Origin of the sequence: Pantoea sp. AG1095, assembly GCF_003208415.1 — a bacterium.
GTDB classification, from domain to species: Bacteria; Pseudomonadota; Gammaproteobacteria; order Enterobacterales; family Enterobacteriaceae; genus Pantoea; species Pantoea leporis.
This window is the reverse complement of sequence record NZ_QKMJ01000001.1, coordinates 214,793-231,701: the sequence shown is the minus strand read 5'-3', so window position 1 is coordinate 231,701 and position 16,909 is coordinate 214,793. Positions and strand designations below refer to the sequence as shown.

General features: G+C 57.3%; 12 protein-coding genes. 3 read left to right on the top strand and 9 right to left on the bottom strand.

Annotated features, from left to right (window positions below):
• Positions 1 to 2: 2 nt before the first annotated feature.
• Positions 3 to 911, bottom strand: coding sequence for an ABC transporter substrate-binding protein (locus DEU53_RS01135; protein ID WP_110865784.1), 909 nt, complete (start codon positions 909 to 911; stop codon positions 3 to 5).
• A gap of 215 nt (positions 912 to 1,126) precedes the next feature.
• On the opposite strand from DEU53_RS01135, the gene DEU53_RS01130 reads away from it, so the two are divergent.
• Complete coding sequence (locus DEU53_RS01130; protein WP_110865783.1) at positions 1,127 to 2,593, top strand: MFS transporter; 1,467 nt, start codon at positions 1,127 to 1,129, stop codon at positions 2,591 to 2,593.
• Between the two features lie 39 nt (positions 2,594 to 2,632).
• Here DEU53_RS01130 and idi read toward each other — a convergent pair whose 3' ends face one another.
• From idi to DEU53_RS01115, 3 genes are all read right to left on the bottom strand, one after another.
• Complete coding sequence (gene idi / locus DEU53_RS01125; RefSeq protein WP_101763150.1) at positions 2,633 to 3,166, bottom strand: isopentenyl-diphosphate Delta-isomerase; 534 nt, start codon at positions 3,164 to 3,166, stop codon at positions 2,633 to 2,635.
• A 211-nt stretch (positions 3,167 to 3,377) separates the two neighbouring features.
• Complete coding sequence (locus DEU53_RS01120; RefSeq protein ID WP_110865782.1) at positions 3,378 to 5,273, bottom strand: methyl-accepting chemotaxis protein; 1,896 nt, start codon at positions 5,271 to 5,273, stop codon at positions 3,378 to 3,380.
• A gap of 152 nt (positions 5,274 to 5,425) precedes the next feature.
• Positions 5,426 to 6,538 (bottom strand): suppressor of fused domain protein, encoded by a 1,113-nt coding sequence (locus DEU53_RS01115; RefSeq protein WP_110865781.1) that lies wholly within the window; start codon positions 6,536 to 6,538, stop codon positions 5,426 to 5,428.
• 225 nt (positions 6,539 to 6,763) lie between these two features.
• Between DEU53_RS01115 and DEU53_RS01110 the strand changes: the two genes are divergently transcribed.
• Positions 6,764 to 7,057: a hypothetical protein gene (locus DEU53_RS01110; RefSeq protein WP_110865780.1), complete on the top strand. Its 294-nt coding sequence runs from the start codon at positions 6,764 to 6,766 to the stop codon at positions 7,055 to 7,057.
• Positions 7,058 to 7,060: 3 nt separating this feature from the next.
• Here DEU53_RS01110 and DEU53_RS01105 read toward each other — a convergent pair whose 3' ends face one another.
• Positions 7,061 to 7,924 (bottom strand): oxygenase MpaB family protein, encoded by an 864-nt coding sequence (locus tag DEU53_RS01105; RefSeq protein WP_101763154.1) that lies wholly within the window; start codon positions 7,922 to 7,924, stop codon positions 7,061 to 7,063.
• A gap of 145 nt (positions 7,925 to 8,069) precedes the next feature.
• Positions 8,070 to 10,367 (bottom strand): beta-glucosidase BglX, encoded by a 2,298-nt coding sequence (bglX, locus tag DEU53_RS01100; protein WP_110865779.1) that lies wholly within the window; start codon positions 10,365 to 10,367, stop codon positions 8,070 to 8,072.
• Between the two features lie 154 nt (positions 10,368 to 10,521).
• Between bglX and dld the strand changes: the two genes are divergently transcribed.
• Complete coding sequence (dld, locus tag DEU53_RS01095) at positions 10,522 to 12,231, top strand: D-lactate dehydrogenase (protein WP_110865778.1); 1,710 nt, start codon at positions 10,522 to 10,524, stop codon at positions 12,229 to 12,231.
• Between the two features lie 134 nt (positions 12,232 to 12,365).
• On the opposite strand, the gene DEU53_RS01090 is transcribed toward dld, so the two are convergent.
• The 3 genes from DEU53_RS01090 to DEU53_RS01080 form a co-directional block, all read right to left on the bottom strand.
• Positions 12,366 to 14,807, bottom strand: coding sequence for a DUF3772 domain-containing protein (locus tag DEU53_RS01090; protein ID WP_110865777.1), 2,442 nt, complete (start codon positions 14,805 to 14,807; stop codon positions 12,366 to 12,368).
• A 254-nt stretch (positions 14,808 to 15,061) separates the two neighbouring features.
• Positions 15,062 to 15,991, bottom strand: coding sequence for a D-alanyl-D-alanine endopeptidase (gene pbpG / locus DEU53_RS01085; RefSeq protein ID WP_110865776.1), 930 nt, complete (start codon positions 15,989 to 15,991; stop codon positions 15,062 to 15,064).
• Positions 15,992 to 16,316: 325 nt separating this feature from the next.
• On the bottom strand, positions 16,317 to 16,904 hold the full coding sequence (locus DEU53_RS01080; RefSeq protein WP_101763159.1) for a Yip1 family protein: 588 nt from the start codon (positions 16,902 to 16,904) through the stop codon (positions 16,317 to 16,319).
• Between the last annotated feature and the right edge of the window lie 5 nt (positions 16,905 to 16,909).

Here is a 16,909-nt window from a genome sequence, read left to right as displayed (position 1 = left end):
GCTTACAGCAACTTATTGGTCTGTAGCCACTGTTTCGCGACCTGGCTGGCATCCTGACCATCCACCGCGATCTGCGCATTCAGCTGCTGCAGGGTTTTCTCATCCAGCTTGCTGAAGACCGGCTGCAGCCAGTTGCCGATGTCCGGATATTGTTTGAGCACGCTTTCGCGGATCACCGGCGCAGGGGCATAAATCGGCTGCACGCCTTTCGGATCGCTCAGCGTTTGCAGGCCCAGCGCCGCTACCGGACCGTCGGTGCCGTACGCCATCGCCGCGTTCACGCCAGAGGTTTGCTGCGCCGCCGCTTTGATGGTCACGGCGGTGTCGCCACCGGCCAGCGACAGCAGCTGCGCCTGCTCCAGTTTGAAGTTGTAGGCTTTTTCAAACGCCGGTAACGCATCGCTGCGTTCAATAAATTCCGCCGAGGCAGCCAGTTTGAAAGTGCCGCCTTTTTTCAGGTAAGCGCTGAGATCGTCCAGCGTGTTGAGGTTGTTCTTCTGCGCCACGTCGCCGCGCACCGCAATCGTCCAGGTATTGTTAGCTGGCGCGGGCGTCAGCCACACCAGATGATTTTTCTCGGCGTCGAGTTTTTTCACCTTCTCGTAGCCCTGCTGAGCGTTCTTCCACGCCGTGTCTTTTTCATCGTTGAAGAAGAATGCGCCATTGCCGGTGTATTCCGGGTAGATATCCAGCTCACCGGCGGTGATCGCGCCGCGCACCACTTGCGTGGTACCGAGCTGGATTTTATTGACGGTTTTTACCCCATGTTTGTCCAGCACCTGCAGAATAATGTTGCCGAGTAGCGAGCCTTCGGTATCAATTTTGGAACCGACTTTCACCGAATCCGCCGCCTGCGCTGCACCCATGCTCATTGCCAATGCCATCATTCCCAATAAACCCTGCTTTATCATCCCGCTTCCCTCATTTGTTTTCATTGTGTGACTATCAAGCGTAGCCTGGCGAATGGGGATAGGCGCGGTCAAGCGGCTTACTTCGTGCTTTTTTTGCTATCAATTGCCTATCGGTTATAACCAAAACGCAGCACATATAACCAATTGGAATTTTCGATGTTAAGACGGCGGCTTATGCTCACAGTCCCACTCATTACAATAAATTACAAAACATCATGACCGACTTAGCTTCTCCAGCGCATGCCGCGCAGGCAGGGAATGTCCCCACCGGTGAGACCAAATGGATCCGCAGCGCGGCCGATGTCTCCGGGCTGGTGAACAACAGCAACGAATCACGCAGCAACGCGCGCATCGTGATCGCCATTGCGTTGGGCGGCGTGTTCCTTGACGCCTACGATCTCGGCGCATTGGCGTTTGGCATCAAAGACGTGACGCGCGAGTTCCAGCTGACGCCCGCAGGCACCGGCATGGTGGCATCGGCGATTACCTTTGGTGCGATTGTCGGGGCGCTGATTGGCGGCTACCTCACCGACAAAATAGGTCGCTATCGCGTGTTTATGGCCGACATGTTTTTCTTCGTGGTGGCAGCGTTAGCCTGTGCGTTCGCGCCAAACGAATATGTGCTGGCCGGTGCGCGCTTTGTGATGGGCCTCGGCGTCGGGATCGACTTACCGGTGGCGATGGCGTTTCTCGCCGAGTTTTCGAAGCTGCGCGGGCAAGGCAATAAGGCCGCCAGCGTGGCGATGTGGTGTCCGACATGGTACGCGGCGATCAGTATTTCCTACCTGCTGGTCCTGCTGCTGTATGCGGTGTTGCCCGAAAGCCACACCGATTGGCTGTGGCGTTTGATTCTGGGTTTTGGTGCGGTGCCTGCGCTGCTGATCATCGCTATTCGCAGCCGTTACATGAGTGAATCGCCGATTTGGGCAGCCAATCAGGGCAACCTCACAGGCGCGGCGGAGATTCTGCGCAACTCTTACAACATCAACGCGCAGGTGGCGGATGACGCCGATCTGACGCCGCAGAAAGCGGTACGGAAAGCCAGCTGGCGCAACTACGGCGCGCTGCTGCAGGGCGTCTATCGTCGTCGTACCATTCTGGCAACCGTCACCTCCATCGCCTCGTCGTTTGCCTATAACGCGGTGGCGTTTGGCCTGCCGGTGATTATCTCCAGCTTCTTTGCGCAATCGATGCTGACCACCATTCTGGTATCGCTGGCGCTGAATCTGCTGTTTGCCTTTGTCGGCGGCTTGCTGGCGGTGCGGCTGGTGCCGCGTCTCGGCGCGTGGAAGATGTCGGTGGCCGGTTACGCTTGTCAGTGCGTGGCGCTGCTGGGATTGGCGTTGATTGGTCGTCCGGAAGGCGGCGAACAGGCGGCGGTGGCGATTGCCATGCTGGCGCTGTTCCTGTTTGGTCAGGGGTTTGGTCCCGGCTCGCACACCATGACATTTGCCTCGCTAAGCTATCCGGCTTCGCTGCGCGGCGTAGGCGTTGGCTTCAACCAGACGCTGATGCGCGGCAGTTCCACCGTGTCGCTGTTCACCTTCCCGCTGCTGGTGGCGGCGTTTGGTACCGGCGTGTTCTGGGTGATTTTCCTTGCGCCGCTGATTGGCTTACTGGCGCTACTGGCGATTCGCTGGGAGCCGTCGGGTTACGACGTGGATGCGGAAGATTTTCAGTGATGGATTAACAGAGGTCGCCATAAATGGCGACCTTCGTCTTTAAGCCGTCAGGCGAAACTCGCCCAGCGTATTGGGAATGCGCGGGAAGGTATGCAAAAACCACGGCGTGAACTGCGCCGGATTCTCCTGCATCTCCTGCTGAATCTGCGCAATCGAGCGATAGCACCATGCATCCGCCTCTTCCGGGTTGAGGACCGGCTGCTCATCGCTGATGGCGAAGAACACGTGGCCATATTCATGCTCGGTCAAGCCGTTACTCAGCGGCAGGTTGTAGCTCAGCTCAAACACCGGCGTTAACGCAACATTCATGCCCATCTCTTCACGCAAACGGCGCTCGGCGGCATCGCGCGTGGATTCCTGCGGATAGGGATGACTGCAGCAGGTGTTACTCCACAATCCACCACAGTGATATTTAGTGCTGGCACGGCGTTGCAGCAGCACTTCATGGCGCGAATTGAACACGTAAACCGTCACCGCGCGATGCAGCAATCCTTTTTCATGCACTTCCAGCTTTTCCATTTTGCCGATAGGGCGATCGAGGTGGTCAACGAGAATAACTTCAATGGCGGGCATGACAACTCCTTCGGAAAATTCGCAGCTATTGTACACAACCTCCAAAGGGTTGATGGAGGAAATAGCGCACATTCCGTGCGTTAACGTGGGCACATTAAAGCGTAGCAGCCTGCGGAGAATTCAGCATAAAAAAGCGGGGAATGGCGTTAATAGAGAAGATGTGTGCGGTGTGTGAGAAGGCCGCCATGCATGGCGACCTTCTCCACAAAACTTACAGCTTAAAGCTTTGTACCACCTGCTCCAGCTGCACGCTTTGCTGCTGCATCGACTGCGCGGCGGCTGAAACCTGCTCGACCAGCGCGGCGTTCTGCTGAGTGCTGCCGTCCAGCTGGGTAATCGCCACGTTAACCTGATCGATGCCCATGCTCTGCTCGCGGCTCGCTGACATGATTTCGCTCATCAGCGTGGTCACGCTGCTGACGCCCTGCATCAGCTCATCCATGGTTTGCCCGGCCTGCTCCACCAGTTGGCTGCCGGTATCAATATTCGCCACCGACTCCTCAATCAGCTTCTTAATTTCACGCGCCGAGTTAGCCGAGCGCTGTGCCAGGTTGCGCACTTCCGAGGCCACCACGGCAAAACCGCGCCCCTGTTCACCTGCGCGCGCCGCCTCTACCGCGGCGTTCAGCGCCAGGATGTTGGTCTGGAAGGCGATGCTGTCGATGACGCTGATGATATCAACCACTTTGCGCGAAGAGTGATTAATCGCGCCCATGGTGGTGACCACCTGACGCACCACTTCGGTACCGCGTGCCGCAACCTGCGACGCGCCATCCGCCAGCTGATTCGCATGCGTGGCGTTATCGGCGTTCTGACGTACCGTGCCGGTCAGCTCTTCCATCGATGCTGCCGTTTCAACAATCGAACTGGCCTGCGATTCGGTACGCGCCGAGAGATCGGCGTTGCCGCTGGCAATTTCACGCGAAGCCGCCGTAATCGCCAGCGCGCTATCGCCCACCTGACGCATCAGGCCTTGCAGATAGGCGATGAACTGGTTGAAGCTCTGCGCCACGGCGTTGAATTCCGGGCTATTACTGGCGGGCAGACGCTGCGTCAAATCGGCACCGCCGGTCGATAAGGCTTCAATGTTGCTGTTCAGCACCGCGAGCCGTTTCATCATGGCGCGCACAAAGCCCAGCAGCACCAGCAGCAGGATCACCGCCAGCGGAATCTGCACCAGACCCAGACGCGTCAACATGCTATGAGTTTGCGCATCCAGCAAGCTCGACGGCACATCGCTGGCGAGATACCACGGGCTGCCGGCAATCGCCTGCACGAACAGCGTGTGTTCGCCATCTTCACCTGCGAAGGTGGTTTGCGCGGGCTGGCTGCCCGCCTGCGCTAACAGACCTTTTAACGCGGACGCCATCGGCAGCTGGGTATCGGCGAGGTTTTCCAGCTTCGGCGCACCATCCACCAGCGCGGCGTTACCGACCACTTTGCCATCGGCTTCAACGATCAGTACGCGGCCCTGAATCGCCTCACCCATCTGTTTTGCCAGTTGGTTGAAGAAGCCGAGCGTCACGTCGATGGTCGCTACGCCCCATACGGTGCCATCGCGATAGATCGCCATTGCGCAGTTGGTACGTGGCTGCGGGCTGGCAGCATCCTGATAGGCTTTTGCCCATGCGCACTGGCCCTTCGGCGCGCTCAAACCATCTTTGTACCAGGATTGCTCCCAGTATTTGTCGGCGGCGTCCGAGTTCCAGTAAGTGTTGACCTGCAGCTGGTTACTGGCGTTGCGCGCAAAGAACGAACTGTCTTTCTCTTTGGCCGGATCGCGACGGTTCGGTAACGGCCAGATGCCACCGCCGAACACGTTGCTGTCCTGATATTGGTTAACTAAGGCGGGCAGCAAGGTATCAATGGCTGCGCTATCCATCACACCTGCGGCTTCGGTAATGGCGCGCTGCTGTGCCTGTACGCGGTTCATCTGCTCGACGATGCGTCCGGCCAGGCCGTCCACTTCGTAACGTACCAGACGACTTTCATTTTCGGAGAGTTGCGGAGCGATAAACTGATTAATTACCAGCACGGTAACCAGCATCAGACCGGCAAAAAAGGCGACCAGCGTCGCGGTGAAACTGGATTGTGTTGTTTTGAACATTATGTGTGCCCTTACCCTGGTTGGCGAGTTGCCTGATCGAGGTTAACGGCGTGTTAATGGGGAACTTGAGGTGAGCACGATCACAAAGCAGTGAAATAGTTGATTTGGGTGATAATTTAAAATCGTAGGGTCGGCATCGATGCCGACCTGATTTACGGAGCGGGAGTTTCAACCACTTCCTGGCGCGGCCGGAACACATGATTATTGCCGTCCGCCAGCAAACGTTGCAGCAGCTGCTGCCCACCGCGATCGTCAGCCTGCGCAAACTGGCGTTCGGCTTCGGTAATTGGCGTGGACCACAGCAGATTCACGCGGTAGCCATCGCGTTTCGGCAGTCGGAATTGCGCCGCTTCGGGAGCGAGATCGTTGGCCAGCAGGAAGCTTTCAAAGCCAACCGGCGCCACTTCCGACGCCAGCGTATGCCCTTCGCCAATCCAGGTCAGGCGCGCCCACGGCAGATGGGCAAACTCAGCCAGCGCGCTCGCCATCTGCACCGCATTGGCTTCGGTCATCACTTCACCGTCCACCGCCATCGCCAGCTCGACGCGGCGATACTGCGGCGCCAGCTCGTCAAACAGGTGATCCACCTGCGGCATCGGACGGATCCCCATGCCAAGCGTCAGGAAATACCAAACGCCATTGTGCAAGTGCTGTGAAATCGCCATTGGCGGCCAGTTGCCTTGATCGATGGAGTAATATTTTACCGATTCGCCAAACTGCGCCTGATAACACTGCATCAGCTCGCGCTGCACCACATCCCACAAGTGTCCGTCGTGCCAGTCACGCCAGAAGTGACGCTGCTGTTCAGCGCGCGCGTAGTAATCGTTGGTGGAGGCCGATCCCAGCGGTGCGGTCAGGCGATTCTCTTTGATGCAGGCAGCAGAAAAACTCACCTGCTTATCCTGATACAGGCTCCAGCCAGGGATCACCGCCAGCAGCTGGCCGTAATACCACAGCGCGGCGCCGTCGTCGCTGGGCTCCCACAGCACCTGTAAGCCGGCGGGATCGAGCATCGGCTCGGCTTCCAGCGTGCGGCAATACTCGGCACTCAGCAGCGGCGCGATGCCCTGCTCCATCGCTTCACGATCTTCCTGCGCGGGCGCAGGCAGCAGGTTACGCAGCCAGCAGCCGCGCACCGCGTATTGGCTGCGAAACAGGTCATTCGGCCAGATATAAAAATAGGCCGTACGCGCATCCTGCTCGACGATCGCGGTTAGTGTGTGTTGCTGATTCGGCACCTCAGCAATCAGAGGTTGGTGGGTCATAACGCCTCGATATTACCTGGAGGAATCCATTTTCCCCGAGAATAGAGCAGGATCGGCACTCGTGCCATGTGACACAAGGGTAAAACTCTCAAAGTGCCAGACGGGAAAGATGAGTGCGGCTTATCAATTGCCGCTTAACACGCTGACAAGCTTCAGATTAATTTGCGATTCTTTTACCATTTCGCGTGATATGGTTTGCGCATTCACCTCTTTGGAGCTGCCATCATGGTGCTGCAAAACCTCGATCTGAACCTGCGTGACGTGGTTATTTTCGCGATGTTGGTGTGGCTGTTTATCCGTTATACATGGGTGATGACGTCGCTGACGCTATTGCTAGGCGGCGTGGCGTTGCTGGTGTTATTACCGCTTGATATCTATTACAGCCTGCTGCCGCTGGCGCTGATTGGCCTCGGACTTGGCATGATGCTGCACCATTATCAGCAACGTCAGCAGGCACTAAAACGTGAAGCGCGCACACCGCGCACCTACACGCAGAAAGAGGATGAGCTGCATTTGTAACGCTTAGCGGCCCATGCGCTGCATGGCGCGGGTATAAGCGCCGCGCTGAATCGACCAGCGCAGCAGCCCGGCAATCACCGCCATTTCCCGATCCACACGCCACTGCGTCAGCGGCCCAACCGGCTGCTGAATCTGCTGTTGTGCCCAGTCAGGCAACAATCCCATCCCCGCTTTCAGCATCACGCGCATTGCCGGTCTCGCCTGCCAGCTGGGTGCAGGCGCGTTAATCAGCAATTGCATCACCTCCAGCGTGCGCGCATCACAGAGCAACTCGGGCCGCATCAGTTGTAGATACGCCTCAACCGCCTGCACGCTTTTCGGCACCCGCTGTGCGCCAAGCGCCTCGGCAACTAATGCCGCTTCCTGATAGTAACGATCCTGATCGGCCAGGCTGAGCTGCGGATTTTTGTAGCGCAGATGCGCCGCCAGAAAACGGCTGGTTTCCGCGACGTGTACCCAGGTGAGCAGATGCGGATCGCTGGCGGCATACGGCTTGCCCGCGTTATCGACACCGGTGACGCGCAGATGAATCCGTTTGACGCGGTCGATGAGGATGTTGGCATCGGCGGTGTTACCGAAGGTGGTGACGGCGATAAACTGGCTGGTGCGCCGCAGGCGGCCCATCATGTCCTGCCGGAAATTGGAGTGATCCCACACGCCCGCCAGCGCCGCCGGATGCAGCATCTGCAGCATTAAGGCGCTGATACCGCCGCACAGCATCGAGGGGAAGTCGCCATGGACGCGCCAGATAACGTGGTCCGGGCCAAATAAACCGGGATCGCCAGGCGGTTGCGAGATGTCGAATTCATTGAGTGACAGGCCGTTGAGGCGGAAGACTTGCTGTTGGATGCGTTCGCGGATGTTCATGGGGTTGTGCTTGTGCGGTTGTTGCCCTCACCCCGGCGCTCTCCCGCACGCGGGAGAGGGAGAGGATCGAGCCGGGATTGAATACCGCACCCATCGGTTCCCTCTCCCGCGTGCGGGAGAGGGTTAGGGTGAGGGGCATCAGCGATTACAGATAATCAAACTGCGCATCCTGCGTCCGCACTGAATCCAGTCCAATCATCACGTTGAATTTGCCTGGCTCGGCAACCTGCTGCATCTTCTGGTTCCAGAATTTCAGCGCATCAACGTCGATCTTAAACTTCACGGTCTGCGATTCACCGGCTTTCAGCATGATGCGCTGGAAGCCGCGCAGCTCCTGCACCGGACGGCTAATGCTGGCGACCGGATCGTTGAGATAGAGCTGCACCACGGTTGCACCATCGCGTTTACCGCTATTGGTCACGGTCACTGACGCTTCCACCGAGCCGTTACGCGGCATAGTGCGTGACGACATCTTCACTGGCGACACCGTGAAGCTGGTGTAGCTCAGGCCGTAACCAAACGGATAAAGCGGACCGTTCACCGCATCGTAGTAGTGCGAGGTGTACTTGTTCGGCTTGACGAAGTTGTAGGGACGACCGGTTGGCAAGTGGTTGTAATAAATCGGAATCTGGCCCACCGAACGCGGGAAGGAGACCGGCAGCTTGCCCGACGGGTTGTAATCGCCGAACAGCACATCGGCGATCGCGTTGCCGCCTTCAGTACCGCTAAACCAGGTTTCCAGCATCGCATCGGCTTGCTGATCTTCCTTCACCACCGTCAGCGGACGGCCGTTCATCAGCACGATCACCAGCGGTTTGCCGGTGGCCTTCAGTGCGGCCAGCAGCTTCTGCTGACTTTCCGGGATCACCAAATCGCTGCGGCTGGAGGCTTCGTGCGCCATGCCCTGCGCTTCACCCACGGCAGCCACCACCACATCAGCTTTTTTCGCCTGCGCTACCGCTTCGTCAATCAGCTCCTGCGGTGAACGCTTGTCCACGCTGACCGCCTGCTCATACAGATTGAGGAAGTCCTGAATGCCTTTGTTGTCGATGATGTTAGCGCCTTTGGCGTACAGCACCGTGCCTTTGCCCGCCATCGCATTGCGCACGCCTTGCAGCAGCGGAATCGACTGTTTCGCCACGCCGGCGGCCGACCAGCTGCCCATGATGTCGCGCTGGCTATCCGCTAGCGGACCCACCAACGCAATGGTGGCGTCTTTTTTCAGCGGCAGCGTTTCGCGCCAGTTTTTCAGCAGCACAATGCTTTTACGCGCCACGTCACGCGCTTCGGCGCGATGCAAACGGCTTTCCGCATTGGTGTCCTGCGGATCACTCTCTTTCGGCCCTAAATGACTGTAAGGATCGTTAAACAAGCCCATGTCATATTTGACGTTCAGCACATGGCGCGCGGCATCGTCCACTTCCGCCATGCTCACCGCGCCGCTCTTCACCAGGCCCGGCAGATATTTGCTGTAGTACTCGTCGCTCATGCTCATGTCGATGCCTGATTTCATCGCAATGCGCACCGCATCCTGTGGATCGCTGGCTACGCCGTGTTTAATCAGTTCTTTAATCGCACCGTGATCGCTAATGGTGATGCCTTTGAACTTCCAGTCGCCGCGCAGGATGTCTTTCAGCAGCCAACTGTCTGCCGTGGCCGGTGTGCCATTCAATGAGTTAAGCGCCACCATTACGCCACCGCTGCCCGCATCCAATGAGGCTTTATACGGCGGCAGATAATCCTGGAACAGGCGCTGCGGGCTCATGTCGACGGTGTTGTAATCTCGTCCACCTTCCACTGCGCCGTAGGCCGCGAAGTGCTTCACGCTGGTCATGATCGAGTAGCGATCCGCCGCGCTTTTGCCCTGCATGGCTTTCACCATGCTGCTGCCCATTTGCGCGCTGAGGAAGGTGTCTTCACCAAATCCTTCCGAGCCGCGTCCCCAACGAGGTTCGCGGGACACATCAACCATCGGCGCCCACGTCATGTTGAGGCCGTCATCCGCGGCTTCATAAGCAGAGACGCGTCCCACCTCAGCGATGGCATCCAGATCCCAGCTTGCCGCCAGGCCAAGTGGAATCGGGAAAATGGTGCGCTGACCGTGCACCACGTCATAGGCGAAGAACAGCGGAATTTTCAGGCGGCTGAGCTGCATCACCTGATCCTGCATGGCGCGAATATCCTGACGCGTCACGGTGTTAAAAATTGCCCCGACCTGACCGTGCTGAATCATGTCGCGAATCGCCGATTTTGGCGTATCCGGTCCTACGCTGATCAAACGCATCTGCCCGATTTTTTCATCAAGGGTCATTTTGCTGAGCAGCTGATTCACAAAGGCGTCGCGCGCCTGTTCAGTCATCGGATGTGGGCCAAACAGATCGTCCGCGAAAGCGGGTTGCATGGCTAAGGAGACAGCGAGGCTAACAGAGTAAATCCATTTCATCAGGTCGGGTTCTCTTAAGTGACTGCGCAATATCGAAATAACCGGGGCAGTTTGCCACAAGATGAGGATAGCAGGTAGCCGCCATGTCACACCGCGCTCCTGTCGCTGGCGCATGCTACAGTAAAAGCGCCATGTTAAAGACAAGGATAGGCCAATGAATAACAACACTTCGCACCCTACTCTGCTCGCCGAACTGCGTCGTCTGGTCGGATCGTCGAACCTGTTAACCGACGCGGAACAGACCGCGCGCTACCGTAAAGGTTTCCGCTCGGGCGAAGGCGAAGCGCTGGCGGTGATTTTTCCCGGATCGCTGCTTGAGCTGTGGCGTGCGTTGCAGGCGCTGGTGAGCGCCGATGCGATCATTTTGATGCAGGCCGCCAACACCGGCCTGACCGAAGGTTCCACGCCAAACGGCAACGATTACGATCGTCCGGTGGTGATCATCAGCACCTTGCGTCTGGATAAGTTGCAGCTGATCGACAACGGCAAACAGATCCTCGCCTTCCCCGGCAGCACGCTGTATCAGCTGGAAAAAGCGCTGAAGCCGCTTGGCCGCGAGCCGCATTCGGTGATCGGTTCCTCCTGCATTGGCGCCTCGGTAATGGGCGGGATTTGCAATAACTCGGGCGGATCGCTGATCAAACGCGGTCCGGCCTACAGCGAAATGGCGCTGTTTGCGCAGATTGATGCCCGCGGCAAACTCAAGCTGGTGAACCATCTCGGCATCGATCTCGGCCATTCGCCGGAAGAGATGTTGGGTCGGCTGGATGACGATCGCTGGCAGCAGAGCGATGTGCGCTGGGATGAACGTCACGCCTCGGATCATGAATACGCCGACCGCGTGCGCGATATCCATGCAGAGACGCCAGCGCGCTTTAACGCCGATGAGCGTCGCCTGTTTGAAGCCTCCGGCTGCGCCGGTAAGCTGGCGGTGTTTGCCGTGCGTCTGGATACTTTCCCCACCGAACCGCAGCAGCAGGTGTTCTACATCGGCACCAATAATCCGGCGGAACTGGGCGATATTCGCCGCCATATACTGGCGGAATTTACCCATCTGCCGGTGGCGGGCGAATATATGCACCGCGACATTTTCGACATCGCCGAGGTGTACGGCAAAGATACCTTCGTGATGATTGATAAACTCGGCACCGACAAAATGCCGCTGTTTTTCACCCTGAAAGGCCGCGTGGATGCCTGGCTGGGCAAGCTGAGCTGGGTGAAACCGCATCTCACCGATCGTTTATTGCAGCGCATCAGCAGCTGGCTACCGGCGCATCTGCCTAAACGCCTGAAGCAGTATCGCGACAAATATGAGCATCACCTGATGCTGAAGATGTCCGGCGACGGCGTCGCCGAAGCGCAGGCCTATCTGACCGAATATTTCCGCGAAGGCGGCGGCGCGTTCTTCGCCTGTGACGCCAAAGAGGGCGCGCACGCGTTCCTGCATCGCTTTGCCGCCGCCGGTGCTGCGGTGCGCTATCACGCGGTGCATGCCGATGAAGTGGAAGACATTCTGGCGCTGGATATCGCGCTGCGTCGTAATGATGAAGCGTGGTTTGAACGACTGCCGCCCGAGTTCGATAACGATCTGATCCACCGTCTCTACTACGGCCACTTCTTCTGCCACGTGTTCCATCAGGATTACATCGTGAAAAAAGGCGTGGATGCGCATGCGTTAAAAGAGAAGATGCTGGCGATTTTAGCCGCGCGCGGCGCCGAGTATCCGGCCGAGCATAACGTGGGCCATCTGTATCAGGCGAAACCGCAGCTGCAGGCGTTTTATCAGCAGCTCGATCCCACCAACAGTTTTAATCCAGGAATTGGGAAAACCAGTAAGCAGAAGGGTTGGGCGGTCATAAAATAAACAACGATGTGGCCGTGTCTTAGGCCCCATCTTTTCCGATCCGTAGCGGCGCAATTAATTGCGTTGTTTTGACCTTTTCATCGCAGTCAAATTGCGCGATAAATCGCGCCGCTACAGTAGGTGCAATCACGTCATTATGGCAACGGATCGCTTTGCTGATCTTGTGCTGCGGCCACGGCGCGGCGCTCGATGATCATGGTCTGCGGCGTCGACAGCATAATGCCCTCTTTACGCAGACGCGTCAGAATATCGAACAGCAGATCGCTCTTGGCACCGGAAATCTGGCGTTGGCCGGCAACGTTGCCGGTGACGCTCAACACGATACCCGCCGGCGTCAAATCTTTGAACGACACGGACGGCTCCGGCGTCTCCAGAATACGTTCGTTCTCCTGATACACTTCCAGCAGAATTTCACGCACCCGCACCGGATCGATATCCAGCGGGAACGTCAGCAAGATGGTGACCACGCCCTGCGCGTTACCCATGGTGGCGTTACGCACGTTCTGCGAAATAAATTGCGAATTCGGCACAATCACCGTTGATTTGTCGCCGAGCTGAATTTCGGTGGCGCGCACGTTAATACGACGAATATCCCCTTCAATACCGCTGATGCTCACCAAATCGCCCACTTTCACCGGACGCTCGGTTAACAGAATCAGGCCGGAAATAAAGTTCTTCACAATCTCCTGTAAGCCGAAACCGATACCGACCGACAATGCGCTCACAATCCACGCCAGTTTGTTCCACTGCAGGCCCATAATCGACAGCGTCAGCAGGATAATCAGCACGTAACCGATATTGCTAAACAGCGTCACCAGCGACACGCGCATGCCGACGTCCATGGTGGTTTTGGGCAGGAAATCTTTATCCAGCCAGCGACGCACCGAACGCAGCACGTAAATGCCCACCACCAGACAGAGAATCGCGTTCACCATGTGTGCCGGCACAATGTTCAGCGACTCCAGCCCTTTGCCGCCCCAGAACTCAATCACCTTCTGGATCAGCTCAATCGGCGTTGATGAGGCAAAGGTGCCGTTCAGCAGTGCCAGCGCCAGAATGGCAATCAGCACGGTTTTACCCAGCGCGCTGAGCAGCGTCGCCGCCTGTTGCAGGTAACGCTCATCAATATTCAGAGTGGTTTGCAGGCGCTTGCCGGTGGCATTGCTGGTGGAGAACAGGCTTTCGCAGCCGTCATTCACCAGATGGCTGAGGAAGTAGAACGAACCAAACAAAATGCCGCACCAAATCACTTCATAGCTAAGGAAGCGCGCCAGCGTGACGTAACCGATGATCAGTGAAATCAGAATGCCGAGCGCCGTCAGCATCAGCGCCAGCTGCACCAATCCCACCAACGTTGAACGTGCTTCAGGCTGCTGACCTTCCTGCACCATGCGGCGGCGTACGCGGTTGATGCGCATGCCGATCGCCAGTCCGGTGCTGCCAATCAGCAGCGCGGTCAAGCCGTTAGCAAAAATGGTGGTATTCAGGCTGGTGCCGACGCTGTAGTTGAAGGCTTCCACCGTCTGGAAAATAAACACCAGCGCCGCAGTGAACGGCGGGAACGGCTTCAGGGCTTGCGCGACTTCGTTGGAGATGGCCGGCAAACGCCAGCTTGGGCGACGTGTGGAGAGAAACGCGCGGCCTAAACCGGCAATCAAGCCGCAATAGACGCTGAGCTGCACCAGCCGATCAACAAAATCCTGCACATCACCCGAGACTTCATCACGGCGCGTAAAGGCCAGCGCGATGAAGTTAAAGGTGATCACCACCGCGGCCAGCGTGGTGAGCGCGGTGGTGGCGGCGAGGAAGCTACGACGTAAGCGCCCTTCCGGCATCTGATGAATGCTGACCCAGGCAAAGAACTCTTCGCTGTAGCGACGGCCCAGCGTCATCACCAGCATCGCGGCAAACAGCCAGGCCACGGTGCCGAAACGCCAGCCAGATTCCCACGACAGCGCGGCGGTGTCCTGCAATTCAGTAATGAACTCGCTGATCTTCTCGCCATCAAGATCCTGACTGCTAACCAGCGGCGCCCAGAAGCGCGGGCCAAGGATACTGCCAGAGTTCAGCGCCAGCTGGCTTTTCAGCTGGTCACGACGCAGGTTGACGATCTGCGATGACAGCACCAGCGCACCGTTTTTGATGCCATCGGCTTGTTTGATCTGATCGTCCAGCTTGGCTTTCTGGCTCTCCAGCGCCGCACGTTTGCGCGTCACTTCAGGCGTCTCTTTCACGCCGCTATCGGCTTTCGGTGCCGGGCCAAGAACCGCCAATTGTGCATCCAATTGCTGGCCCTGCGGGATCAACGCCTGGCCGAGGGTTTCGGCATTACCGGAAAGCTCCAGCGCCATCTCATTAAGCTGGTTGAGCTGGCTTTCATTGGTATCGCCCGAGACCTGGCCTTTAATTTTGTCGAGAATTTTCTGCATCTTAGGCAGCTCGACCGAGGCATTCACCTTGGGTGCGGCGTCCTCTGCCTGATCGTTGGGCGGCGTATCCGCAGCCACGCTCAGCGTGGGAGCTAACAGCACAAGCAGCAGTAAAAACGGGGTAAACAGATGACGAAACTTGAACATATGAATGAGATTCCAGCGTAATAACAGCCGATAAACGCAAGTGCGATCGTGAATGGCGGCTAGTTTAAGACGTTGCCGACACTGAAACTATAGGAATGAAGGTGTAAAACTTTGGCGCTAACGATAAGCGTTTTTGCAGATGAGCGTAACAACACAACGCTCAATCTGTAGCGGCGCAATCTATTGCGCATCCTGCAGAATCTGCAATGGGCAATAGATTGCGCCGCTACGGTATGTGCGTACTTTAAATCCAGTTATTCATTATTCGCGGTCAAACCTGACTTCTGCTTTTTGTACGCCAGCGCAGCGGCCGGAACCGGTGCGGCTTTGCCGGTTTCCAGCCAGTCGCGCAGACGGTTAGCATCGGCGAAATGGGTGTATTTACCAAAGGCATCCAGCACCACCAGCGCCACCGGACGGTTGTTGATCACCGTGCGCATCACCAGACAGTGCCCGGCTTCATCGGTATAACCGGTTTTGGTCAGCTGGATGCGCCAGTCGTTTTTGTACACCAGATGATTGGTGTTACGGAACGGCAGCGCGTAGCTCGGATGTTTGAATACGGCGGTGTCTTCTTTAGTGGTGCTCAGTTCGCCAATCAGCGGGTACTGTCGCGTGGCTTTCAACAGCTTGACCAGATCTTCCGCGCTGGAAACGTTCTGAACCGACAGGCCCGTCGGCTCGACATAGCGCGTGTGCGTCATGCCAAGTGAGCGTGCTTTGGCGTTCATGGCGCGAATAAACGCATCGTAACCGCCCGGATAGTGATGCGCCAGGCTGGCGGCAGCGCGGTTTTCCGAGGACATCAGCGCCAGTAGCAGCATGTTGCGGCGGCTGATTTCGCTGTTCAGTTTGACGCGGGAGAACACGCCGCGCATCTCAGCGGTATGGCTGATATCCACCGACAGCATTTCATCCATCGGCAGTTTGGCATCCAACACCACCATCGCCGTCATCACTTTGGTGAGTGAGGCGATCGGACGTACGCGGTTAGGATGGCTGGAAAACAGCACTTTGTTGTTTTCCAGATCGACAATCATGGCACTGCCGGAGGCGATTTGCGGTTGGGCAATCGGCGCCAGGTTTGCGAGTGCCGCCGGCGCAGCGAGCGCGGGCGTTATAGCGGCTGGCGCGGCGACAAACAGCGCCAGCGACAGCAAGGAAATACGCATTTTTGCAGACATCGTGTCAAAAAAATCCGGTCAGGAGTTTTGCGCTGTGTTGAGACACAGGCCGCCCGCAACAATCCAGACGGGATGCGGGCTGGCAGCAGTATCATACGCACTTACCTGAGAAATTTCTTATTGAGATTGTTTCCGGGCGTTAAAAAGGTCGCCATGAATGACGTGATGCTCGTCAATTAAGATATGAAAATCCCTGATTAACGAAAGCACAGCTTGTAGCGGCGCAATTCATTGCGCGATAAATCGCGCCGCTACGGAAGGTGCGGTGATTTGATACGGCGCTTACCTGATCGGCACTACGCCTTAGATGCCGACCAGGCTTTCCTCAGAACAACCGTGGCCCGTAACCCCACAGAACCACTGTCAGCGCCAGCAGCACTTCAAACACCAGCACACCAATCGCCAATGTTGATCCGGAGAAGCGCAAGCTCTCATCACGGTCGATGCTCAGGAACACCGGGATGCCGACGTAAAGCAGATAACCGGTGTAAACCAGCGCCATCGCGCCCACCAGCACGCACAGCCACACCAGCGGATAGAGCGCCACCAGCCCGCTGAGGAACAGCGGCGTGGCCACATAGCCGGCAAACACCGTACAGCGCTGCAAGCTGGGACGCTGCGGATAGTTACGCGCCATCCAGTGGATCACGCGGCCCATTACCGCCACGCCGCCGAGGATAATCAAATAGAACAGAATGCCGAGACCGATACCGGTCAGTAGATTGAGTTGTACGAACTGCCCTTCGCCCAGATTCCAGCCCAGCTGCGTGGTACCGATAAAGGCGCAGATCACCGGGATCGCCGCCATTAGCAGAACATGATGGGTGTAATGGTGCGAAACGCTCTCATTTTCCTGTTTAATATCGCGCATTTCCTGACCTGGATGCGCCAGTAAACCCCAGACATGATTCATACATT